The sequence below is a fragment of the Endobacterium cereale genome, assembly GCF_009617585.1.
In the GTDB taxonomy this organism is placed as follows: Bacteria; Pseudomonadota; Alphaproteobacteria; order Rhizobiales; family Rhizobiaceae; genus Neorhizobium; species Neorhizobium cereale.
Window position 1 is genome coordinate 354,431 of record NZ_WIXI01000022.1, and the last position, 20,978, is coordinate 375,408.

The 20,978-nt window shown below is 58.2% G+C and carries 23 protein-coding genes and 1 tRNA gene; 11 read left to right on the top strand and 13 right to left on the bottom strand.

Annotated features, from left to right (window positions below; translation table 11 throughout):
• Positions 1 to 23: 23 nt before the first annotated feature.
• The 4 genes from GAO09_RS01945 to infC all read right to left on the bottom strand — a co-directional run bounded on the left by GAO09_RS01945 (position 24) and on the right by infC (position 2,371).
• Entirely contained in the window at positions 24 to 848 is an 825-nt protein-coding gene (locus GAO09_RS01945; RefSeq protein ID WP_153352364.1) for a BUD32 family EKC/KEOPS complex subunit, read from the bottom strand.
• Between the two features lie 125 nt (positions 849 to 973).
• Positions 974 to 1,378 (bottom strand): 50S ribosomal protein L20, encoded by a 405-nt coding sequence (rplT, locus tag GAO09_RS01950; RefSeq protein WP_112729594.1) that lies wholly within the window; start codon positions 1,376 to 1,378, stop codon positions 974 to 976.
• Between the two features lie 41 nt (positions 1,379 to 1,419).
• Positions 1,420 to 1,623: a 50S ribosomal protein L35 gene (rpmI, locus tag GAO09_RS01955; RefSeq protein WP_112729593.1), complete on the bottom strand. Its 204-nt coding sequence runs from the start codon at positions 1,621 to 1,623 to the stop codon at positions 1,420 to 1,422.
• 211 nt (positions 1,624 to 1,834) lie between these two features.
• Entirely contained in the window at positions 1,835 to 2,371 is a 537-nt protein-coding gene (infC, locus tag GAO09_RS01960; RefSeq protein ID WP_324184998.1) for a translation initiation factor IF-3, read from the bottom strand.
• Between the two features lie 208 nt (positions 2,372 to 2,579).
• Here infC and GAO09_RS01965 point away from each other — a divergent pair, with 208 nt between their 5' ends.
• Both GAO09_RS01965 and GAO09_RS01970 read left to right on the top strand, forming a co-directional pair.
• Entirely contained in the window at positions 2,580 to 3,380 is an 801-nt protein-coding gene (locus GAO09_RS01965) for an alpha/beta hydrolase (protein ID WP_153352366.1), read from the top strand.
• 131 nt (positions 3,381 to 3,511) lie between these two features.
• A complete protein-coding gene (locus tag GAO09_RS01970; RefSeq protein ID WP_153352367.1) occupies positions 3,512 to 4,126 on the top strand; it encodes a transglutaminase-like cysteine peptidase in 615 nt (204 codons plus the stop codon).
• Positions 4,127 to 4,206: 80 nt separating this feature from the next.
• Here the strand turns inward: GAO09_RS01970 and GAO09_RS01975 are convergent, their stop codons facing one another.
• Positions 4,207 to 5,064 carry an alpha/beta fold hydrolase gene (locus tag GAO09_RS01975; RefSeq protein ID WP_153352697.1) on the bottom strand — a complete coding sequence of 286 codons (858 nt, stop codon included), beginning with the start codon at positions 5,062 to 5,064 and terminating at the stop codon, positions 4,207 to 4,209.
• A 168-nt stretch (positions 5,065 to 5,232) separates the two neighbouring features.
• On the opposite strand from GAO09_RS01975, the gene GAO09_RS01980 reads away from it, so the two are divergent.
• On the top strand, positions 5,233 to 5,772 hold the full coding sequence (locus tag GAO09_RS01980; protein ID WP_153352368.1) for a TetR/AcrR family transcriptional regulator: 540 nt from the start codon (positions 5,233 to 5,235) through the stop codon (positions 5,770 to 5,772).
• Positions 5,773 to 5,910: 138 nt separating this feature from the next.
• Here the strand turns inward: GAO09_RS01980 and mbfA are convergent, their stop codons facing one another.
• Positions 5,911 to 6,894 carry an iron exporter MbfA gene (gene mbfA / locus GAO09_RS01985; RefSeq protein ID WP_153352369.1) on the bottom strand — a complete coding sequence of 328 codons (984 nt, stop codon included), beginning with the start codon at positions 6,892 to 6,894 and terminating at the stop codon, positions 5,911 to 5,913.
• Positions 6,895 to 7,113: 219 nt separating this feature from the next.
• Between mbfA and GAO09_RS01990 the strand changes: the two genes are divergently transcribed.
• Together GAO09_RS01990 and GAO09_RS01995 are read left to right on the top strand one after the other, a co-directional pair.
• On the top strand, positions 7,114 to 8,247 hold the full coding sequence (locus GAO09_RS01990) for a TRAP transporter substrate-binding protein (protein WP_153352370.1): 1,134 nt from the start codon (positions 7,114 to 7,116) through the stop codon (positions 8,245 to 8,247).
• A gap of 116 nt (positions 8,248 to 8,363) precedes the next feature.
• Positions 8,364 to 8,981: a hypothetical protein gene (locus tag GAO09_RS01995; RefSeq protein WP_153352371.1), complete on the top strand. Its 618-nt coding sequence runs from the start codon at positions 8,364 to 8,366 to the stop codon at positions 8,979 to 8,981.
• On the opposite strand, the gene GAO09_RS02000 is transcribed toward GAO09_RS01995, so the two are convergent.
• Positions 8,982 to 9,980: an aldo/keto reductase gene (locus GAO09_RS02000; RefSeq protein ID WP_324184961.1), complete on the bottom strand. Its 999-nt coding sequence runs from the start codon at positions 9,978 to 9,980 to the stop codon at positions 8,982 to 8,984.
• 120 nt (positions 9,981 to 10,100) lie between these two features.
• Between GAO09_RS02000 and GAO09_RS02005 the strand changes: the two genes are divergently transcribed.
• Positions 10,101 to 10,991, top strand: coding sequence for a LysR family transcriptional regulator (locus GAO09_RS02005; RefSeq protein ID WP_153352373.1), 891 nt, complete (start codon positions 10,101 to 10,103; stop codon positions 10,989 to 10,991).
• Between the two features lie 44 nt (positions 10,992 to 11,035).
• Here the strand turns inward: GAO09_RS02005 and GAO09_RS02010 are convergent, their stop codons facing one another.
• Positions 11,036 to 11,995 carry an aldo/keto reductase gene (locus GAO09_RS02010; RefSeq protein WP_153352374.1) on the bottom strand — a complete coding sequence of 320 codons (960 nt, stop codon included), beginning with the start codon at positions 11,993 to 11,995 and terminating at the stop codon, positions 11,036 to 11,038.
• Between the two features lie 119 nt (positions 11,996 to 12,114).
• A complete protein-coding gene (locus GAO09_RS02015) occupies positions 12,115 to 13,059 on the bottom strand; it encodes an aldo/keto reductase (RefSeq protein WP_153352375.1) in 945 nt (314 codons plus the stop codon).
• 183 nt (positions 13,060 to 13,242) lie between these two features.
• Here GAO09_RS02015 and GAO09_RS02020 point away from each other — a divergent pair, with 183 nt between their 5' ends.
• Positions 13,243 to 14,229, top strand: a complete 987-nt coding sequence (locus GAO09_RS02020) for a Gfo/Idh/MocA family protein (protein ID WP_153352376.1) — start codon at positions 13,243 to 13,245, stop codon at positions 14,227 to 14,229.
• Between the two features lie 9 nt (positions 14,230 to 14,238).
• Here the strand turns inward: GAO09_RS02020 and GAO09_RS02025 are convergent, their stop codons facing one another.
• A complete protein-coding gene (locus GAO09_RS02025) occupies positions 14,239 to 14,619 on the bottom strand; it encodes a GtrA family protein (protein ID WP_153352377.1) in 381 nt (126 codons plus the stop codon).
• On the bottom strand, positions 14,616 to 15,644 hold the full coding sequence (locus GAO09_RS02030) for a glycosyltransferase (RefSeq protein ID WP_153352378.1): 1,029 nt from the start codon (positions 15,642 to 15,644) through the stop codon (positions 14,616 to 14,618). The genes GAO09_RS02025 and GAO09_RS02030 overlap by 4 nt, the downstream gene beginning before the upstream one ends.
• Positions 15,645 to 15,760: 116 nt before the next feature.
• Here GAO09_RS02030 and GAO09_RS02035 point away from each other — a divergent pair, with 116 nt between their 5' ends.
• Positions 15,761 to 17,599, top strand: coding sequence for a hypothetical protein (locus GAO09_RS02035; protein WP_410768010.1), 1,839 nt, complete (start codon positions 15,761 to 15,763; stop codon positions 17,597 to 17,599).
• A 96-nt stretch (positions 17,600 to 17,695) separates the two neighbouring features.
• Here the strand turns inward: GAO09_RS02035 and GAO09_RS02040 are convergent, their stop codons facing one another.
• Complete coding sequence (locus GAO09_RS02040) at positions 17,696 to 17,923, bottom strand: hypothetical protein (RefSeq protein ID WP_153352380.1); 228 nt, start codon at positions 17,921 to 17,923, stop codon at positions 17,696 to 17,698.
• A gap of 248 nt (positions 17,924 to 18,171) precedes the next feature.
• Here GAO09_RS02040 and xseA point away from each other — a divergent pair, with 248 nt between their 5' ends.
• From xseA to GAO09_RS02055, 3 genes are all read left to right on the top strand, one after another.
• Entirely contained in the window at positions 18,172 to 19,785 is a 1,614-nt protein-coding gene (gene xseA, locus GAO09_RS02045; protein ID WP_153352381.1) for an exodeoxyribonuclease VII large subunit, read from the top strand.
• Between the two features lie 26 nt (positions 19,786 to 19,811).
• A complete protein-coding gene (locus GAO09_RS02050; protein ID WP_153352382.1) occupies positions 19,812 to 20,168 on the top strand; it encodes an Rdx family protein in 357 nt (118 codons plus the stop codon).
• Between the two features lie 89 nt (positions 20,169 to 20,257).
• Positions 20,258 to 20,344, top strand: a tRNA-Leu gene (locus tag GAO09_RS02055).
• A 245-nt stretch (positions 20,345 to 20,589) separates the two neighbouring features.
• Here the strand turns inward: GAO09_RS02055 and GAO09_RS02060 are convergent.
• Positions 20,590 to 20,937, bottom strand: a complete 348-nt coding sequence (locus GAO09_RS02060) for a hypothetical protein (RefSeq protein WP_153352383.1) — start codon at positions 20,935 to 20,937, stop codon at positions 20,590 to 20,592.
• Between the last annotated feature and the right edge of the window lie 41 nt (positions 20,938 to 20,978).

Consider the following 20,978-nt stretch of genomic DNA (forward strand, 5'->3'; position numbering starts at 1 on the left):
GATGTCCTGCTCTGTCGGCCACGTCAGCCGGGAAATACTGTTGTCAGATAGGCGGTGGCCAGAATGAATTGTCGCAAATCTCTACCCATGTGAATCCGGCCAATCAACCGGGCAAGCCATAAAAAGCGCCCGAGCTGCCGCGTCATGGCGTGCAGTTCGACAATCGCGGCCTGCGGCGCCGATGTGACCCATGCCGCATAGGCACGATCCTGCACTTGGGCACGCGCGATGGCGCGGTCGCTCAACTGCAGGAACAGCAGCCAGAGATCGCGCGCCTGGGCCGTGGCGAGCGGCATCACCGCTTCCGGTTCTTCCTCAAAATCGATATAGCCGAGGCGCCCGTCGTTCACGAAAATATCGCGCGGGAAAGGTCGGCCGTGACACAGACCTGCACGGTGAAGATGACCGAGTTCCGCGCTGCAGAAAACGAGAAGATCGTCATGCGCGGCCGGATCATGCTCTTTCAATTCCCGAAGGCGGCGCTCCACTGTCGGCGCAATATCGCTCAGCACGATGGCATTGCCGCATGTGTAGAGGATTGCGGCCGTCGGAATATTGCTGCCGGCAAAACGCGCCATGCGGCGCAAATCGCGCGACACCATGCCCTCGCCGGTTTCAGCCGGTGACGGGCGCATGAAGGATAGACGCAATACGCTCGCAAGTGCCGCCTGTACCGCGACGATCGCGCGGCGGCTCTTGTCGCCATGCCGCTTGATCCAGACCGTGCCGCAGGACAGAGAAACCACCTGCACGCGCGCGCGATCCGACACAAGTGCCGCCAGCAGCGGAGCGATATCTTCGGCGGGCAGGTTCGGCCCGCTCCTCATGTCGATAACGTCATCAGCCACCTCAGCGCTCCTTAACACCTCTGGGGTTCCGATCCGGTTCCGATAATAGGCCATAAGCCAAAAAAGAAAAAACCCGCGCAGCAACGCCGCGCGGGTCTTTTTTTGGTTCAGAAAAAGTCCAGCGCTTACTTAACGGCGCTTTCAAATTCGTTCTTGGTGCCGGCGTCCTTGAGGTAGGACAGAGCCTTTTTCGAGGCTTCAACCAGGGCGCCGAATGCTTCCGGCTCATGGATGGCCATGTCGGACAGAACCTTGCGGTCGACTTCGATGCCAGCCTTGTTGAGGCCGTCGATGAAGCGGCCGTAGGTCAGGCCGGATTCGCGGACGGCAGCGTTGATACGCTGAATCCACAGAGCGCGGAAATTACGCTTCTTGACCTTGCGGTCGCGGGTAGCGAACTGACGCGAACGATCAACAGCAGCCTTTGCGGCGCGGATCGTATTCTTGCGGCGGCCGTAGAAGCCCTTGGCTGCCTTGAGTGTCTTGGTGTGCTTGGCGCGGGAAGTTACGCCACGTTTTACGCGTGCCATGTCATGATCTCCTTAAAACTGTTCCAGGTCGTCGATTAGTCTTAAAGACCGTTCGGCAGGTAGTTCTTGATAACCTTCTTGCCGTCAGCTTCGGCCAGAACCATCGTACCGCGTGCATCGCGGATGAACTTGTTGGAACGCTTGATCATGCCGTGGCGCTTGCCGGCGGCAGCTGCGAGAACCTTGCCGGTCGCCGTAACCTTGAACCGCTTCTTAGCAGCGGATTTCGTCTTCATCTTGGGCATTTTGCTACTCCAGTTTTGTATCGAAACAGCAGACGAGGCTGTTTCAAGCATTAACAACGGCCACGGCATGCCCTGCCGGACCGTTCGGACGCGCGCTTATAATCATAGTCCGATTGAAAGCGCAATGGGGGAAACTGCCGAAAAGCCCACGTTTGCGGGCACGAGAGGCGAGAAACACCCCACTCATCGGCAAAAGAGCAGTGGCGGCGCCTTAACGGGGCGCCAACACCATCATCATCTGGCGGCCTTCGAGCTTGGGCTCGGCTTCCACCTTGGCGATCTCGGCCGTGTCTTCCTTGACCTGAAGCAGCAGCTTCATGCCGAGTTCCTGGTGGGCCATTTCGCGGCCACGGAAACGCAGCGTCACGCGAACCTTGTCACCCTCATCGAAGAAACGCAGGATCGCCTTCATCTTCACCTCATAGTCATGGGTGTCGATGTTCGGACGCATCTTGATTTCTTTGATTTCGACGACCTTCTGCTTCTTGCGAGCTTCGGCCGCCTTCTTCTGGTTGGCATATTTGAGCCTGCCCAGATCGAGGATCTTGCATACCGGCGGATCGTTGTTGGGCGAGATCTCTACGAGGTCAAGTCCCGCGTCCTCGGCCATCTTGAGGGCCTGGTCGGTGGGTATGTTACCGAGATTCTGGCCTTCGGCATCGATAAGCTGGACCCTGGGAACACGGATTTCCCGGTTTGAGCGCGGGCCCTCTTTGACAGGGGCATCGGCTTTGAAAGGTCTGCGAATGGTCGTGTACTCCTGAATTTTTTCAATTTGCGGTGGCGAGCATAAGCGTCGCAATTGCAATTGCGGGCCAATGTCGTCATCGACGCGGTGAAGTCAATAGCATATCGCGCCGGAAAGATCACCTGCCGTTGGCATGTCAGCTATATGTTTTATGACGGCGCAGCTATAAGCCCCGTACAATAGATAGGAATAAACGAAGGAGCAGACAATGGACGCGACGACACACAGCGAGATGGCTCGACTGACGGTCGGCACCGGCAGTCACGCACGTGAGATTGCCTATGTGCACCGCGCGGCAGCGCACAGGGATGCTCCGACACTCGTCTGGCTTGGTGGCTATCGCTCCGACATGGGCGGCACCAAGGCGCTGGAAATGGAAGCGCAGGCCGCGACACAGGGCGTGGCCGCTCTGCGACTGGATTATTCCGGCCACGGCCAGTCCGGCGGCGATTTCAACGACGGCACGATTTCACGCTGGCTGGAAGAGTCGGTTGCCGTCATCGATCATGTCGCGCCGCAGCGCGTGATCCTTGTCGGCTCTTCGATGGGGGGCTGGATCGCGCTGCGCATGGTGCAGGAACTGGCAAGACGCGGGAACACTCCCAAGGTCGACGGACTGGTTCTCATCGCCCCTGCCCCGGATTTCACCCACGACCTGATCGAACCGGCACTGAGCGAGAAGGAACGCCAGTCTTTGACCGAACGCGGCTATTTCGAGGAAATATCCGAATACAGCCCGGAGCCGAACATTTTTACCGCCAAACTGATTGAGGACGGTCGGACCAACCGCGTTCTGACCGGCATTATCGAGACCGGCTGCCCCGTACATATCCTCCAGGGTATGAAAGACGCCGACGTACCGTATCAACACGCATTGAAGCTGGTCGAATTCCTTCCGGCGGACGACGTGGTGCTGACACTCATCCGAGATGGTGACCACCGTCTGTCGCGCCCACAGGACCTGCAGAAAATGCGCTCCGTAATAGCCACTCTCGTAAATGAGGGCTGAAAATAAGCTGATGCTGAAATGCACCGATCTTAACCATAAGCGCCAATAGTTACATGTTTACGGATTGGTAATAATTGACTCTGTGCCCGCCTCGCTCTTAACCTTTCGTTAAGAATTTGAAGGACGGGCATATGACGATTGCAGTGAAGGTACGGTTCCTGGCCGTGATCCTCGGGGTCACCCTCGCGTCGGCAACCTCCGCCATTCCGGCGCCGAAAACCCTTGCCAGCATGGTCACGGGTTCGGTCACTTCCCAGCCGATCGGCCATTACGAATTCTGCCAGAGGCATAAAGACGAGTGTGGTATCAAGACACGTCCCGCTCCGGCACCAAAGGTGACGGAATACGGCTGGACTGCCATTCACGACATCAATTCCTCCGTCAACAACCGCATTATGGCCCGCACAGACATGCAGGTTTACGGTCGCGAAGAATATTGGGAATACCCGGTCGATGCCGGTGATTGCGAAGACTACGCCCTGCAGAAGCGCAAGGAACTTTCAGAACGCGGCTTTGCTCTTTCCGATCTGCTGATCACCGTGGTGCGCAAGCCCGACGGCGAAGGCCATGCGGTTCTGACCGTGCGCACCTCCAAAGGCGATTTCATTCTCGACAACCTGAACTCCGACGTGAAGCTGTGGTCGGATACCGACTATACCTTTCTCAAGCGCCAGGCATCTTTCGATACCGGCCGTTGGGTGACGATCGAAGACGGTCGCGATCTGGTGGTTGGCGCGCTGCGCTGATCGATCATGCACGGATCTGAAAGCGGCTCCCAACGAGCCGCTTTCCTGCATTCAGGTGGAAAGCAACACCGATCCTGACGTTACAGATGCTGTTCGAGAAAACTGCGGATCATCTGCGCGATTTCGCTGCAGTGTGTTTCCAGAGCAAAGTGCCCCGTATCGAGCAGATGCACATGTGCGGCCGGCAGGTCCCGCTTGTAGGCTTCAGCACCTGCAGGAATGAATGCCGGATCATGCCGCCCCCAAACCGCGAGTAACGGCGGCTGATATTTGCGGAAATAGGCCTGGAATTCCGGATAGCGATCAAGGTTGCTGCGATAATCGAGAATGAGATCGAGCTGGATCTCTTCCGCTCCCGGCCGCGACATCAAGGCGATGTCGAGCATGTATCCATCCGGGCCGAGACGTGTGGAATCCGCACCCGTCCGATATTGCCAGTTTTCGATTACATCGGCAGATAACGTGACCCTGCAGGCTTCGCGCGTTTCGGCGCTTGGATTGCGCCAATATTCCTCCCACGCAGTCCATTGATCGCTGAAGCCATCCAGATACGCGTTGCCGTTCTGACTGATGATGGCGGTTACCCTTTCAGGATGCGCCATCGCCAGACGATACCCCGTCGGCGCGCCGTAGTCGAAAACGTAAAGCGCGTATTTATTTAACGACAGGGCTTGCGTAAATTCATCAACGACGGCGGCTAGATTATCGAAGCTGTAATCGAATTCGCCACGCGGGGGCGCCTGCGTATAGCCGAATCCCGGCAAATCCGGAGCAATGACACGGTACGTGCCTGCAAGCTGCGGGATCAGATCACGAAACATGTGGCTGGATGATGGGAAGCCATGCAGAAGCAACAGGACAGGTGCATTTTTGGGTCCCGCTTCGCGGTAAAATACGTTCACCTTACCCACTTGCTGGTATTTGTAGCTGATTGTCATGGACAGTCTCCTGGACGTTTCCTTCCGCGGAAGGCGGCACAAAAACGGGCCACCGGTTCGCATCACAAAATACTACCGATCGGTCGTTTGTAAATAGTGCATAGTCGTGTTACTGCGAATTGTCGCATTCCAGAATGGGATCAAAGCGAACAAGATAGAGAGACTGCGATGAAGGTCAGCAAGGACGAGATCATCTTGGCGGCACGCGAGCTTTTTCGCGAAAAAGGCTATGCTGGCGCGTCGATGCAAGACCTTGCCGATCGGGTGGGCTTGCGAAAGGCCTCCCTTTATATGCGCTTCCCGAACAAGGAGGCGCTTGTTCCCGAAGTGCTGGAAATGACGTTGAACACGACGTTCTCCCAGCCGGGCATAAGCAGCCCTGACTGGAAGACCGCATATGAGGCCGTGATCCGTTCGATCGCCGCTGCATTGACGGATCGGCATCGCTGCGTCGGATTTCATCTCGCTTACGGGATAGGAGACGACACGCCACTGGCGAAGCAGGCCGTGCGCGATTTCTTCCGGTCTCACCTCGACCGCATGACCGACATTCTGGCAAGGGCGATGCCACGCGAAACAGCGACCATTATCGCAGCCGACGATCTTGCTCGTCTCGAAGGCGCAACACTGCATCTGGCTCTGTTCGATGATCCAACGTCCATGAAACGCGCTGTAGACCTTGCTCTGGGCCCTGTTCGATCACATTGAGCAATTCCAGCCCATCGACTTAGGATGAGACCAGGCTGCGATATGAAGCACCTGTCCCGCCCGTTCTCTTTGGCTCAGCGTTTTCCGGACTGCGATCGATTGACCGGATAGACTACTACAGCTTTGCCCGACCGCGCCTCAGCTATTACCGATCAAAATACCGGCGGCTAGGACCAGCGATCCGCCCAGAACGACCTGAAACACTGCCCGCAGAAACGGCGTTTCCATGTAACGGTTCTGGATGAAGGCAATCGCCCAGAGCTCGACGAAAACGACGATGGCGGCAATGGCGGTGGCCGTCCAGAAATCGGGAATGAGGTATGGCAGCGCATGCCCCAAGCCACCGACCGCCGTCATGATGCCGGACGCAAGGCCGCGCTTGACCGGCGAGCCGCGCCCGGAAATTTTCCCGTCGTCATGAGCAGCCTCGGTAAAGCCCATGGAGATGCCGGCCCCCACAGAAGCCGATAGTCCGATCAGGAAAGTCGACCATGTATCGCCGGTGGCGAAAGCGGCCGCAAAGATCGGCGCCAGCGTCGAAACGGAACCATCCATCAAACCGGCAAGGCCCGGCTGAACATAGGTCAGCACGAACTGGCGATGGGCGTTTTCATCCTCAGCGGATTTCACATTCTCCGGCACATGCTTTTCCTCCAGCATGGCGGCGATATCGCTGTGGCCCTGTTCAGCCAGAGCCAGATCGCCCAGCAATGCCCTTGTCGAGGCATCACCGACACGCTTTGTGGCCTCCGTGTAGAAGCGAAAGGCCTGCGCCTCCATCGCCTCGGCCTGCGCCCTGATCGTGTCCAGCGGCAGGTTCTTCACCAGCCAATCCGGTTGGCGTTCATAAAAACCACTGACATGTTCGCGCCTGATCAGCGGTATGCGCTCGCCAAAGCGCTGGCGAAACTGCGAGATCAGCATGTTGCGATGGCTTTGTTCGACTTCCGCCATATCCTCGAACACCTTTGCCGAGGCCGGAGCGTTGTCCCTGAGACCATCGGCATAGGCGAGATAGATGCGCGCATCCTCTTCTTCCGAGGCAATGGCAAGCGCGAGGATTTCTTCCTCGCTCAAGGAATTGAAGCTACGCTTACGTGAGAAGGAGAGACGCCAGAACATCTGAAAGACACCTTATCTAGAATTATTCTAATTCTAAATTCGTGCAATCAAAAAGCAACCATCTTTCTCTAAACATTACCATGAAAAACGGAAAAGCGGCTTTGGCGCAACTTTCGGAAACAAAACATCAGGTTTTGCGAAAGTTCAAAAAAGCCAAACTTGCATGGCGCGCAACAAACAAGTATGGCGCGCATCAGCATCTGGAGGATATGCGAACCCATGACCCAACCGACCGACAAACCGCACCTCGACCGCCGCTCGTTTTTCCGCAAGGCCGGTGCTGCCGGCGCCGGTGCGGCAGCGGCGGCCACGCTTGCTGCGCCCGCGATTGCTCAGGAAAGCCCACAGGTAACCTGGCGCCTGACCTCGTCCTTCCCGAAAAGCCTCGATATCATCTACGGTGCCGCGACCGATATCGCCGCCAGCGTCAACGAGGCGTCCGACGGCAAGTTCAGGATCGACAGCTATGCGGCCGGTGAAATTGTGCCCGCTCTACAGGCGGCCGATGCGGTAGCGGCCGGCACGGTCGAGATGGCGCATACCTGCTCCTACTACTATGTCGGCAAGGATCCGACCTTCGCGCTCGGCACAGCCATTCCCTTCGGTCTCAATGCCCGCCTGACAAATTCCTGGTTCACGGTCGGCGGCGGCAATGATCTGCTCAACGAATTCCTGTCCGGCCACGGTCTTTATGCGCTCCCGGCTGGCAATACCGGTGCTCAGATGGGTGGTTGGTTCCGAAAGGAAATCAAGACGATCGACGACCTCAAGGGCCTGAAGATGCGCATTGCCGGCCTCACCGGCCAAGTGATGAGCAAGCTCGGCGTGACCCCGCAGCAGATCGCCGGCGGTGACGTTTATGCGGCACTGGAGAAGGGCACGATCGACGCCACCGAATTTGTCGGTCCTTATGACGATCAGAAGCTTGGCTTCGTGAAGGTCGCAAAATTTTATTATTACCCGGCATGGTGGGAAGGCGGCCCGACGGTTCACGCCTTCTTCAACCTGAACAAGTTCAACGGCCTTCCGAAAGCCTATCAGCGCATGCTGAAAGATGCCTGCGCAAATGCCAACATGAACATGCTGGCAAAATACGACGCTCATAACGCCAAGGCATTGAAGCAGCTTGTAGCCGAAGGCGCGGTGCTAAAACCGTTCAGCCAGGACATTCTCGACGCCAGCTACAAGGCAGCCCAGGATACCTACGCGGAAATCTCTGCCAAGAACCCGGCCTTCAAGAAGATCTTTGACAGCCAGCAGGCCTTCAAGCGTGACGGTTACCTGTGGGCGCAGATCGCCGAATACAGCTACGACACGTTCATGATGATCCAGCAGCGCAACGGCAAGCTCTGAGCTTTATTCGCTGAGCACGATAAAGGCCCGACCGCATAGCGTTCCGGGCCTTTTCTATTGCAGTCCACCGCCTTACGCTTCCAACCACCAAAACGTTGCGGTGGCCGGAGGCAATCATGCGCAAGCCGAATTCGATGAAGGGTCTGGAAGATCTCGGCCGAGCGCGGCTGTCCCAAAACTTCTTCCTGCGCGACTTTCTGCATTCCGAAATTGCCGAATTCTATTGTATTCCGAATATTCCAGAGGACCCGGACCTCGCTATCGAAGCAGGACAACATCTGTGCAAGGAATTGCTGGAGCCGCTGCAAGACACGTTCGGGCGACTGCATATCCGCTCCGGTTACCGCTCGCCAGACGTCAACGAATTCGGCAACCGCAACAATCTCAACTGCTCCACCAACGCGGCGACCGCGGCCGACCATATCTGGGACCGGCGCGATGCCGACGGTTTTATCGGCGCGACGGCCTGTATCGTTGTGCCCTGGTTGATCGACAATCACGACCGCGAAGGCGACTGGCAAAAAATGGCGTGGTGGATCCACGACCACCTGCCCTATGCCTCGCTGTGCTTCTTCCCCAAATTATGGGCGTTCAACATCCAGTGGCACGAAAGGCCGGCGCGACGGATCATGAGCTATGTGGCGCCACGCGGCGTGCTGACGAAGGCCGGAATGGCCAACAATGAAGGTGACCATTCCGAACGGTATCAGGGATTTCCGGACTTGCGGCGTTAGTTACTTCTTCGGTGTCCAGGCCATGGCCTGCGCCGCGTAACGGGCACCGGCGATCTTTTCCGGTGCCAGCATGTCATCGAGCTTCTGCACCTCGTCCGCCGTCAGCTCAACATCAACCGCGGCAGCATTCTGCTCCAGATTGGGGATCTTTCGCGCACCAGGGATCGGCACGATGAAATCGCCCTTGGCGAGAACCCAGGCGAGTGCCAGCTGCGCGGCGGCGATGCCCTTCTGTTCGGCCATTTCTTCAACCAATCGCACGAGCGCCAGATTGGCCTCCATGTTTTCCGCTTCGAAACGTGGCAGGCCGCGGCGCATGTCGCCTTCCGACATGTCCGCCGTGCTCTTGATCTTGCCCGTCAGAAAACCGCGACCAAGCGGACTGAATGGCACGAAACCGATACCGAGCTCGCGGCAGGTATCGAGGATGTCGCCCTCCGGATCGCGGGTCCAAAGCGAATATTCGCTTTGCAAAGCCGCAATGGGATGAACCGCATGAGCACGCCGGAGGATATCTGCAGAGGCTTCCGAGAGGCCGAGCGCACGCACCTTGCCTTCCTTCACCAGATCCGCCATCGCGCCGACCGTCTCCTCGATCGGCACGTTCGGATCGACACGGTGTTGGTAGAACAGGTCGATGACCTCGATGCCTAGACGTTTGAGCGAGGCTTCGGCCACCTCGCGAACATGTTCGGGGCGGCTGTCGAGACCTGACATGGCGCTGGCGTCACGTTTTTCGAGATCGATCTTGAAGCCGAATTTGGTGGCGATGACGACCTTGTCACGGTGCGGTTTCAGCGCCTTGCCGACCAATTCCTCGTTGACAAAAGGACCATAAACTTCAGCCGTATCGAAGAAATTGACGCCAAGTTCGACAGCGTGATGCAATGTTCTGATCGAGGTTGCCTCATCCTGACCGCCATAAGCGTGGCTCATGCCCATGCAGCCGAGGCCGATGGCCGAGACGCTGAGTTCTTTTCCGAGTTTGCGTGTTTTCACGATCATCATCCTTGCTGAAATCGAAGAGCCGGGCGAACCGGCAACCTGAAAAACATAGAACGGTGCTAAGCCGGAGAAAACTGCTGCAAATCCAGCAAGCCTGTTCTAAAATTTAGAACAATGGACAGAACAAAGCTTTCCCAACTTGCTGTGTTTGCCGCCGTTGCCGAAGCCGGCAGCTTTCGCGGTGCGGCGCGCGAACTCAACATAGCACCCTCCGCGATCAGCCATGCCGTTTCTTCATTGGAAGCAAGCCTCAACCTGCGGCTTCTGTCGCGCACTACACGCAGCGTGGCGCCGACAGAGGAAGGCCAGCGACTGCTGGAAACGCTGGCGCCGGCGCTCGACAATATCAGCGCGGCACTGGGCAGCCTTGCCGAAAAGGCAGGCCGTCCGGCCGGACCGTTGCGGGTAACGATGACCCGGTTGGCGGCGGAAGATCTGATCGTCCCCCGGATAGGCGAATTCCTGCGGCTTTACCCGGAAATCGAACTGGATTTGAGGGCCGACGACCGTTTCGAGGATGTCGTTGCCGGCGGTTACGATGCCGGTCTGCGGTTGGGCGAGCATCTGGAACCGGACATGATCGCCGTGCGCGCCGGCCCACCGCTGAGCGGTGCCATTGTAGCGTCTCCGAGTTACTTCGAGGATCATCCGATCCCGCTCCAGCCGCAGGATCTTCTGAGCCACCGCTGTATTCGCCGGCGGTTTGGTAGCGGGCGCATCTACCGCTGGGAACTGGAAAAACAGGGCAAGACTGTCGTCGTTGATGTGCGCGGACCGTTGATCCTCAGCGATCAGACGCTGATCAGGACAGCCGCACTGGATGGCGCCGGATTGGCTTTCATTTTCGACGAACGCATCATGCAGGATGTGCGGCAAGGCCGACTGGTGCGTGTGCTGGAGGACTGGTGCGAGCCGTTCGACGGCTTCTACATCTATTACCCTTCGCGTCAGCAGATGCGGCCGGCGCTGCGGGCCTTCGTCGATTTTTTCCGCGTTAAGACCTGACCGACGAAAGACGCGTTGTCTCGCGCCTTTCGTCGGAGCCTTGATCAAGCGCTGGCGTCGTTCAACTGCTTCATCTGATCATCCGACAGTTTCAGATTGCCGGCGGCAATCATCGTATCCAGCTGGCGCAAACTGGTGGCGCTGGCGATCGGGGCGGTAACGCCGGGGCGCTGGGCGATCCAGGCAAGCGCGACCGAAGCCGGCTGAGAATGGGTTTCGGCTGCGACCTCATCCAGCGCCGACAGGATGCGGGTGCCACGCTCATCAAAATACCTTGCGACCATGCCGCCGCGATTTTTGTTGGATTCGGCATCCGCCTTGCTTTTGTATTTGCCGGTTAAAAAGCCTGAAGCGAGGCTGAAATAGGTAATGACACCGATATCCTTGGCCTTGCAGAGATCGGCAAGCGCACCATCGAAACCGGAGCGGTCATAGAGATTGTATTCCGGTTCCAGCACATCGTAACGCGGCAGGCCGGCCTTTTCGGCAGCGTCGAAGGACGCCTGCAACTGTGTAGCGTCATAATTCGAGCAGCCGATGGCACGGATCTTTCCCTGCTCTTTCAGAGTGGCGAAGGCAGCAAGCGTTTCCTCGTGAGGGGTTTTTGGGTCGGGCCAATGGGAGAGATAGAGATCGATATGATCGGTCTGCAGGCGGCGCAGCGACTCCTCGACCTTTTCGATCACGCGAGCCTTGGCGAGACCGCCTTCCATGGCAGAACCTTGCGGCGTAGAGCCGACCTTGGTGATGACGATTGCCTTGTCGCGCGCACGACCTGACTGCTTCAGCCATTTGCCGATGATGGCTTCGGACTCTCCGCCTGCATTGCCCGACACCCAGCCGGAATAGCAATCGGCGGTATCGATGGTGTTGAAACCGGCGTCAAAAAACTTGTCGAGCAATGCGAATGACGTTTTCTCATCAGCCGTCCAGCCAAACACGTTGCCCCCGAAAACGACGGGCGAGATGGAAAGTCCGGTGCGGCCGAGCGAGCGGTTGTCCATGAAGGTCTCCAATATCGGTAACGTGAAAAATCCGGCGAGTGCCGACTGGCTTTCATGTAGGCAGGACGACGCGAGCGTCAAACCGCGCCGTCCTTCAAAACAATGTGTCGCCCGAACCGTCAGCCGGCTTCGTTGAGCAGCTTCATCTGCGCATCGGAAAGCTCAAGCTTGCCGGCGGCGATGATGGCATCAAGCTGATTGAGGCTGGTGGCGCTGGCGATCGGCGCGGTGATGCCTGGCCGTTTGCCGGCCCAGGCAATGGCAATCGCGGCGAGGCTGGCACCGGTTTCCGCCGATACCTGATCGAGTGCCGAAAGAATTTTCAGCCCCTTGTCGTTGATGTAATCCGGGATGCGGTAACCACGTGCCTTGCCTTCAGCATCCTCCGGCTTGCGATATTTGCCCGTCAGGAACCCGGCGGCGAGCGCATAGTAACTGATCACGCCGATATCCTCGGCAATGCACAGATCAGCAAGTGCGCCCTCGAATTTTTCACGGGTATAGAGATTGTATTCCGGTTGCAGCACATCGTAACGCGGCAGGCCGTTCTTCTCCGCGGCCTCGAGCGAGGCTTTCAGCTGCTCGGCGCTGAAATTTGAGCAGCCGATCGACCGAACTTTTCCCGCATCCTTCAGTTTCTGGAACGCGCCGAGCGTTTCTTCATGCGGCGTGCTGTCGTCGGGAAAATGCGAAAGATAGAGATCGATATAATCGGTCTGCAGGCGAGAAAGAGACCTGTCGACGGCCTCGGCAATCCAGGCAGCCTTGAGCTTGCGATCATCCATGTTCGGATGGCCGACCTTGGTGACGATGACGGCCTTGTCGCGCGCAACGGTACCGCGCTTCAGCCATTTGCCTATGACGGTTTCGCTTTCGCCGCCGGAATGGCCGTCCACCCATTTCGAATAGACATCCGCCGTATCGATCGTATTGAAACCCGCCTCGAAAAACCGGTCGAGCAGATCGAAGGACGTCTTTTCATCCGCCGTCCAGCCAAACACGTTGCCGCCGAACACGACGGGGGAAATGGAAAGGCCTGTCCGGCCGAGTGTGCGCAACGCCATGGCATTCTCCAGATTTGCGGATTGTCTGTTCTCGGGTGGAAATTACAGGCTAACCGAATATCGATGGGATGCCATCCATTAGTTTGAGCAGGATCATGCTTTTTCCAGAATACCGGATAAGCCGCATTGAAGCCGAAAGAGCGCCACCCTAATCTTCGCCTTGCATTTCAAGAGGAGAGATCAATGCTGCGTTTCGGGATTCTGTCCACCGCCAAGATCGGCCGCGATGCCGTGGTGCCTGCCATTCAGGATGCCGAAAACTGCGTGGTGACAGCCATTGCCAGCCGCGACCTATCAAAAGCGCGGGCGATGGCGGATCGTTTCTCCGTGCCGCACGCCTTCGGCTCCTACGAGGAGATGCTGACATCCGATCTCATCGACGCCGTCTATATTCCACTGCCGACGAGCCAGCATGTGGAATGGACGTCCAAGGCGGCGGAATCCGGCAAACATGTCTTGTGCGAAAAGCCCATTGCTCTGAAGGCAGCGGATATCGAGCGCCTGATTGCCGCCCGCGATTCCAACAAGGTGCTGATCTGCGAAGCTTTCATGATCGCCTATGCGCCAGTCTGGCATAAGGTGCGCGAATTGCTGGCAGATGGCGCGATCGGCACGCTGAAACATGTGCAGGGCGCATTCACCTATTTCAACCGTGACGCCGGCAACATGCGCAACATCCCCGAACTCGGCGGTGGCGGGTTGCCCGATATCGGCGTCTATCCGGCGATGGCGACGCGCATGGTGACGGGCAAGGAGCCGGTCAGGGTGCAGGCGACAACCGAGCGCGACCCGGAATTCGGCACCGATATCTATTCCAGCGTGAAGGCGGATTTCGGCTCGTTCGACATGTCCTTCTACATCGCCACCCAGATGGGCAACCGGCAGGTCATGGTGTTCCACGGCACCGAAGGTTTCATCGAAGTGAAATCGCCCTTTAATGCTGATCGCTGGGGCGCGGAAGAAATCGAGCTGACCAACCAGAAACACACGGTTTCGCAGGTCTTCCGTTTTCAGGACAGCAGGCAATACCGGCGGCAGGCCGAAAGCTTTGCCCGCGCTGCCGTGGGAGAGAGCGCCGAGGTGGTGACGTTGGAAAATTCTCTTCTCAACCAGCGTTTCATCGATGCCATCTACCGGGCCAGCGACAAGGACGGCTGGGAACCGGTGTAAACCCGTCGCCTAGTGGCGACGACGGAAGACGAAACGGGCGTAGCCGAAATAGCTGTAGAGCGTGGCCGAAGCCGAGGCGAGGATCAGCGCAAAGATCGGCCGCAGCATCGGCATGCTCAATAGCAGGCCGGAATAGATCGCATAGTTCAGAAGTGACGAGGTAATGCCAACCGAACCGTAGAGCACACCTTCACGCACGACATGATGGCCGGACTTACCGAAGGTGAAATTGCGATTACAGAACCACGTGCACATAAGCGCCAGCACGATCGCCACCGCACGCGCCGTGAACGGGCCGAAAAAGCCCGTTGCCAAGAGACCGAGCGTGACACCGGCATCGACCACAAAGCCGATGCCGCCAACCATCATGAACCGCAAAAAACGTGTCATGCCGCCGATGCACCCGAACGCTTGTTTTCGGTCTCGACCACGTCATCCGGCACTTTCACGAAGGCCGGCGCATCGCGATAAAAACGCGGCGGGCGGGCGTGCAGGCCCATGTAATGGATACGCAACTGCTCGGCGCGACCACGCGATACGGAATCAAGGATAATGCCAGCGGTGAAGACCAGAAGCGACACCATCAGAAGCGACATGGACAACATCCATGTGGGCATGCGGCTGACGAGACCGGTCTCGAAATATTCGGTCAGGACCGGCGCCATGAACGCAAGGCTGACGCCGAAGATGGCGGCGCTGATGATGCCGAAAAACGCGAAAGGCCGGGTTTCCTTCATCAGCATGGCGAACATCCAGAGGATTTTTGCGCCATCACGATAGGTGGAGAGTTTCGAATGCGAACCTTCCGGCCGACGTCCGTAATCGAGTTCCAGCTCGATCACCGGAAGCTTGAGGCGCGAGGCGTGGACGGACATTTCCGTCTCGATTTCGAAACCACCGGAAACAGCCGGAAAACTTTTGACGAAACGGCGCGAGAAAACGCGGTAACCGGAAAAGATGTCGGTGAAATCGCGGCCGAACATCGAGCGGTATAGAATGTTGAAAAGGCGGTTGCCGGCGGCATGCCCCTGGCGACCCGCATCGTCATGCACACCACGGCGGGTGCCGACCACCATGTCGGCGCGCTCGGTCAGCATGGTGCGGATCAGTTCTTCGGCATCGGACGGTGCGTAGGTGCCGTCACCGTCGGCCATGATGTAGATATCGGCCTCGATATCGGCAAACATGCGGCGTACGACGTAACCCTTTCCCTGACGACGTTCACGCATGACATGCGCGCCCGCCAGCATGGCTTGCAGGGCCGTGCCATCGGTCGAATTGTTATCATAGACGTAGACTTTCGCGGTCGGCAGCGCCTCGCGGAAACCGCGGACGACCGACGCGATCGTGGTTGCTTCATTGTAACACGGCAAGAGAACAGCGATCTCAAGGTCACTGCTGATGGCTTCGTCCATGATTTCCACTCGATACACGGTAAATCATCGGAAAAACGCTCCGACGGCGGAGATTTTACTATTTCTTGAGAAGGTTAAATCTAGGTTTCGGCAAGTGAAAAACATGCGGGACGACTATGAAGACTTCGATGGCGAGCAAAGGCGGCGGTGACCTGACAGGACAGCCGGCGCGACCAGCACTGTTGCGACCTCTCCTGTTCTATTGCCTTGCCGTCGTCCTCGCCATCCTGGTCTCGACACTGCCGAATGCCGTCGACTATGTCGGCCAGGACAATGACGACATCATGCGTCTGGTGGAGATTCGGGACTGGCTTGGCGGTCAGCACTGGTTCGACATGCAGCAATACCGTCTGGGGCTTGATGGCGGCACATTGATGCACTGGTCACGGTTCGTGGACTTGCCGATCGGCGCGATGATCCGCTTCTTTTCGCTCTTCACGGCCAACCAGCAGGCAGAGGCGATTGCGCTTGCCATCTGGCCGCTGCTGATGGCCGTTGTCTTTCTTGCGGCTGTCGGCATCGCCGCCCGTCGCGTGGGCAATGGCGCAACCATGCATATCGCGCTCGGCCTTGCTTCGCTTTACGTCTACACCTCCATACGCTTCCACCCCGGCTCCATCGATCACCACAATGTCCAGATCGCCCTGATCATGATGATGGCCGCCATGCTGCTCGATCCGCTTTACCGGTCGCGAAGCTACATTATTGCCGGCCTTGCAGCAGCATTTGCCATCGCGATCGGCGCGGAAACGGTGCCGATGGTCGCCATCGCCTGCCTGTGCGTGACGTTACAATGGGTCTGGCACGGTCATGCGTTTCGATATGCCGCTCGCGCCTTCGGCCTGACCCTGGCCATGGCGATTACGGCAGCGTTCCTGATAACCGTACCGCCGCGTCTTTATTCCGCCGTCACCTGCGATAATCTTTCCCTCGGTTTCCTCGCTCCGACAGCGCTGGGAGGCGCCGGGCTGTTTCTCTGCAGCCTGTTGCCGGAACGGGCAGGCCTGCGCATGCGTATTGGCGCCATGATCATGCTTGGCATGCTGGTTCTGGTCGCAACGAAACTGATTGCACCGGAATGCCTTGGCAGCCCGCTCGCCAATCTCGACCCCATGCTTGTCAAGCTCTGGCTCAACAATGTGACCGAGGCACAATCCATCCTCGCGGAAATCCGCGGCGAACCCTACATGCTCGGCTATTTTTATGCCGTCGGCCTGTTTGCGCTCGCCGTTTGCGGTTTCGAAATCATGCGTGGCGAACGCACCGAGTTTCACCTGATCATGCTGGCATTGATCGCGACAGCCTGGGGAGTGGCACTGATCCAGCTGCGCTCGTCATTCTTTTCCAACGCGCTCAGCATCCTGCCGCTGGCCGTGGTGATTACCGGGCTCAGGCATCATGCCGGCAAGGAGCCGGAAAACATGAATGCCGGCGTTGCCTATATTCTTGGTGTTCTGGCCTCCGTGCCGGTCATCTGGGGCTTTGTCGGCATCGTGGCTCAGGAAGGCGTGCGCAATTCCTTCAATCTGTCAGCCATTTCCAGATCCGGCACGCCAAGCGCCGAGGTGGGCGAATGCGGCAGCCCTGCCGAATGGCAGGCTCTGGCGATGCTTCCGGCGGGCCTCGTCGTATCGCCATCCAACAGCGGCGCAGAAATCCTTCGCTTCACACATCACCGGGCCATCTCCGCGCCCTATCACCGCAATCAGGGCGGAATGCTGACCGAACTGCACATCGGCCTTGCAACCCCTTCTGAAGCCGAGGCATTTTTCCGCGGCTCCAATGCCTCGATCCTCGCCTTCTGCAAGAATGATCCGCAAACGGAGAACCTGATAGAGATGAAGCCCGACGGGCTTTACGCCGCCCTCGCCGCGGGCAAGGTGCCAACCTATCTCGAACCACTGCCCTCCCCAGATCCGAAAGGCTTCATGTTCTTTCGCTACGCCGGCCAATGATCGACAAACAGAAAAGCCCGCGAACTGATTACAGTTTGCGGGCTTTCGAACGGTATGAGGCAAATTCCACCCGCAGATCAGCGGGTGATATCGAATTCAGGCTTCGGCACTGCGGCGTGAAAACACCAGCATTCCGGCAACAAGCCCGAAAATCCCGATATTGTAACCACCGAGTACAATGGCGAGATCGATGAAGGACACCGGGCCCGTCAATGCCGCCGCGCCGAATGCGGCAACGATCAGGACGGCAACGAGTGCCATGGAGAAGGCCGAACGCAGCATGGCTGCACAAAGGCCCAAGCTTACAGCGGTCAGAAACAGCACCGATTTTCTCCTGTTACTTTCTTTTTATGTCCTCAAGCGTAAGGCGAACTTGCTAAGAAAGATTACCGAGACAATGTCCGACTTCTCATCGATTGAAACTAGGTTTAATCATTGCTGAACGGGTCGTTTCAATTTCTAGGCAGTCATCCTCTGGGGTCACGAGACTTGGTCACGAACATCTGACCTACAATGCGCCTGCCATACGCCCGGCGATTTGATTTGCGCTAAAAACCCACTAATTTCGCGGCATGAACAGAATGTCTGCTGGCGATTCGCCCTCCAACCTCACCGAGTTTTCGGTTTCCGAACTGTCCGGCTCGATCAAGCGGACTGTGGAGACGGCATTCGATCACGTGCGCGTGCGCGGTGAAATTTCCGGCTATCGCGGCCCGCACTCCTCCGGCCATGCCTATTTCTCGCTGAAGGATGACCGCGCCCGCATCGATGCGGTGATCTGGAAGGGTTCGTTCTCGCGGATAAAGTTCCGGCCCGAAGAGGGCATGGAAGTGATCGCCACCGGCAAGATCACCACGTTTCCGGGCTCCTCCAAATACCAGATCGTCATCGAGGCAATGGAGCCCGCAGGCGCCGGCGCGCTGATGGCGCTTCTGGAAGAGCGCAAGCGCAAGCTGGGCGCCGAGGGCCTGTTCGATCAGGCGCGAAAACGCCCCCTGCCCTTCATGCCGCAGGTGATCGGCGTTGTGACCTCGCCGACTGGCGCCGTCATCCGCGACATTCTCCACCGCATCACCGATCGGTTTCCGGTGCATGTCATCGTCTGGCCCGTGAAGGTTCAGGGCGAGGGATCGGGCGACGAGGTGGCCAATGCCATCCGCGGCTTCAACGCCGTTGATCCGAATGGCCCGATGCGCCGGCCGGACGTGCTGATCGTAGCGCGCGGTGGCGGCAGCCTTGAAGATCTCTGGAGTTTCAACGACGAGGCCGTGGTTCGCGCCGCTGCCGAAAGCGTTATCCCGTTGATTTCAGCCGTCGGACACGAGACCGACTGGACACTGCTCGATTACGCCGCCGATATGCGCGCGCCGACGCCGACAGGTGCCGCCGAAATGGCTGTGCCCGTCAAAGCCGACATGGAAGCGCAGCTTGCTGGGCTTGGCGCGCGGTTGCGCGGAAGTGCCTCACGCCAGATGGACAATCGCCGCCAGTTCCTGCGCTCGCTGATGCGCGCCCTTCCCTCGATTGACCAGTTGCTTGCCCTGCCGCGCCGCCGGTTCGATGAGGCGGCAAGCGGCCTTGGACGGGGACTGGAGCGCACGGCGATCGCCAAGCGCCGCACATTCGAGCAGGCAAGTGCAGGCCTGCGCCTCGACATCCTGACCAACCGGATCGCCACGCAGCGTCGACACATTGCCGAACAGGCCTTGCGCGCCGACAACATGCTGGAGCGACGTCTGCTCAAAGAGCATGGCCGCATTCAGCGGGCGTCTGCCTCGCTCGCAGCACTTCCCGCCCAGCTGCGCGGCCAGCTGCAACGCGAGGGCCAGCGAGTGCTGACGCTTTCGCAAAGGGCCGATTCTGCGGTCACCCATGCCATGGCGCGTCGTCATTCGGCAATTTCCGCACAGGACCGTGTGCTGCAATCGCTCTCCTACAAGAACGTGCTCAAGCGCGGTTACGCGGTGATCCGCGGTGAGGACGACATGCCACTGACGCGCGCCGCCGGCATAACGGCAGGCCAGGCGATCTCGGTGGAATTCGCCGATGGCCGTATTGCTGCCGTGACCGGCGAAGCCGGGCCTCCGGATACAGGTGGTTCACCGCAAAAGAAGCGATCCGCCACCAAACCTGCGATCGCGGATGAAAAAACCTCGGAGCCGCCCAAGCAGGGCAATCTGTTCTGACCGGCTGATGGGCAAGGATTTTTGACATGACCGATTCAACCACTGCCCCGACTCAAACCGCCCGCCCGCGCATCACCATCCTATACTGCACCCAGTGCAACTGGCTGCTGCGCGCCGCATGGATGGCACAGGAACTGCTGCAGACCTTTGGGCAGGATATCGGTGAAGTGGCGCTCATTCCCGGCACCGGTGGTCATTTCGAAATCCACTGCAACGGCGACTTGATATGGGAACGCAAACGCGATGGCGGCTTTCCCGGTCCGAAGGAATTGAAGCAGCGGCTGCGGGACAGGATCTGGCCGGAGCGCGATCTCGGGCATACCGACCGGACCTCGAATGTGGAAATCCCCGACGAAAAAGGGCCTTCCGAAACCCCTGCCTGACGCGCCGCACAATTTTTTTCGCAACTGACACAGAAACTTCAAAAACGCTGTTGACTTCCCCCGCCTGCCCCCGTACATCGCTCCTCGTCGCCCAGATGGCGGAATTGGTAGACGCGCCAGCTTCAGGTGCTGGTACCCGAAAGGGTGTGGAGGTTCGAGTCCTCTTCTGGGCACCATTCCCATTGAAAATCAGAGAGTTATCGGCCACTTGGCCGATATGACGCGAGACCGGTAAATACCGATCTGACGGCGCCTCTCTGATCTTTTCAATAGTTTTACCGAGAATTTCGGCAGGCCTCAACGAACGCGCTTGATGTTCCGCGTCTACGGCTGACGTTCCCTTTATGACGGCATTATTACGCGATCCTCAACCGATCTAGCCCCAAGTTCAGGAGCGCGTAGAGCAGGCAGATACCACTCTTCAGTTTTCGGGCAGGAATTGCGGATTGAGACCCGGCACCCAAGGGCGGTTGGGCGGCAGGTCGGTGCCCGTGTAGGTGAAACCGTTGCTTTCGCAACGATAGACCTGAGTCGGGAAGTCGCGGCCAAACGCGTCGTTGCGCCAGCCGCGATAGTTACGAACATAACCCACCCCGGATTCGCAGCGAACACTGTCGCCTTCACCACCATTATCCGCCGTCACACGGCTTTTTTCCGGAACGACACCCGGCAGATCTTTGAAAACAGGCGAACGGTCCTGCGCCATCGCAAGTGCCGGCAATAAAACCAGCACCATCACAAGCGGCAATATCCAGGCACCTTTAAACATGATCAGTCTCCGTATCCGCCCCTACAGATAAGGATGGATCG

Bases quoted from the DNA above. Each gene is read 5' to 3' on its own strand.
- GAO09_RS02035 (WP_410768010.1), top strand. From the start codon at position 15,761: ATGAAGACTTCGATGGCGAGCAAAGGCGGCGGTGACCTGACAGGACAG.
- GAO09_RS02060 (WP_153352383.1), bottom strand. From the start codon at position 20,937: ATGTTTAAAGGTGCCTGGATATTGCCGCTTGTGATGGTGCTGGTTTTA.
- GAO09_RS02030 (WP_153352378.1), bottom strand. From the start codon at position 15,644: ATGGACGAAGCCATCAGCAGTGACCTTGAGATCGCTGTTCTCTTGCCG.
- xseA (WP_153352381.1), top strand. From the start codon at position 18,172: ATGAACAGAATGTCTGCTGGCGATTCGCCCTCCAACCTCACCGAGTTT.
- GAO09_RS02015 (WP_153352375.1), bottom strand. From the start codon at position 13,059: ATGGCGTTGCGCACACTCGGCCGGACAGGCCTTTCCATTTCCCCCGTC.
- GAO09_RS02020 (WP_153352376.1), top strand. From the start codon at position 13,243: ATGCTGCGTTTCGGGATTCTGTCCACCGCCAAGATCGGCCGCGATGCC.
- GAO09_RS01975 (WP_153352697.1), bottom strand. From the start codon at position 5,064: ATGACAATCAGCTACAAATACCAGCAAGTGGGTAAGGTGAACGTATTT.
- GAO09_RS02050 (WP_153352382.1), top strand. From the start codon at position 19,812: ATGACCGATTCAACCACTGCCCCGACTCAAACCGCCCGCCCGCGCATC.
- GAO09_RS01980 (WP_153352368.1), top strand. From the start codon at position 5,233: ATGAAGGTCAGCAAGGACGAGATCATCTTGGCGGCACGCGAGCTTTTT.
- GAO09_RS02010 (WP_153352374.1), bottom strand. From the start codon at position 11,995: ATGGACAACCGCTCGCTCGGCCGCACCGGACTTTCCATCTCGCCCGTC.
- GAO09_RS02025 (WP_153352377.1), bottom strand. From the start codon at position 14,619: ATGACACGTTTTTTGCGGTTCATGATGGTTGGCGGCATCGGCTTTGTG.
- GAO09_RS02005 (WP_153352373.1), top strand. From the start codon at position 10,101: ATGGACAGAACAAAGCTTTCCCAACTTGCTGTGTTTGCCGCCGTTGCC.
- rpmI (WP_112729593.1), bottom strand. From the start codon at position 1,623: ATGCCCAAGATGAAGACGAAATCCGCTGCTAAGAAGCGGTTCAAGGTT.
- GAO09_RS01970 (WP_153352367.1), top strand. From the start codon at position 3,512: ATGACGATTGCAGTGAAGGTACGGTTCCTGGCCGTGATCCTCGGGGTC.
- mbfA (WP_153352369.1), bottom strand. From the start codon at position 6,894: ATGTTCTGGCGTCTCTCCTTCTCACGTAAGCGTAGCTTCAATTCCTTG.
- rplT (WP_112729594.1), bottom strand. From the start codon at position 1,378: ATGGCACGCGTAAAACGTGGCGTAACTTCCCGCGCCAAGCACACCAAG.
- GAO09_RS01990 (WP_153352370.1), top strand. From the start codon at position 7,114: ATGACCCAACCGACCGACAAACCGCACCTCGACCGCCGCTCGTTTTTC.
- GAO09_RS01995 (WP_153352371.1), top strand. From the start codon at position 8,364: ATGCGCAAGCCGAATTCGATGAAGGGTCTGGAAGATCTCGGCCGAGCG.
- GAO09_RS01965 (WP_153352366.1), top strand. From the start codon at position 2,580: ATGGACGCGACGACACACAGCGAGATGGCTCGACTGACGGTCGGCACC.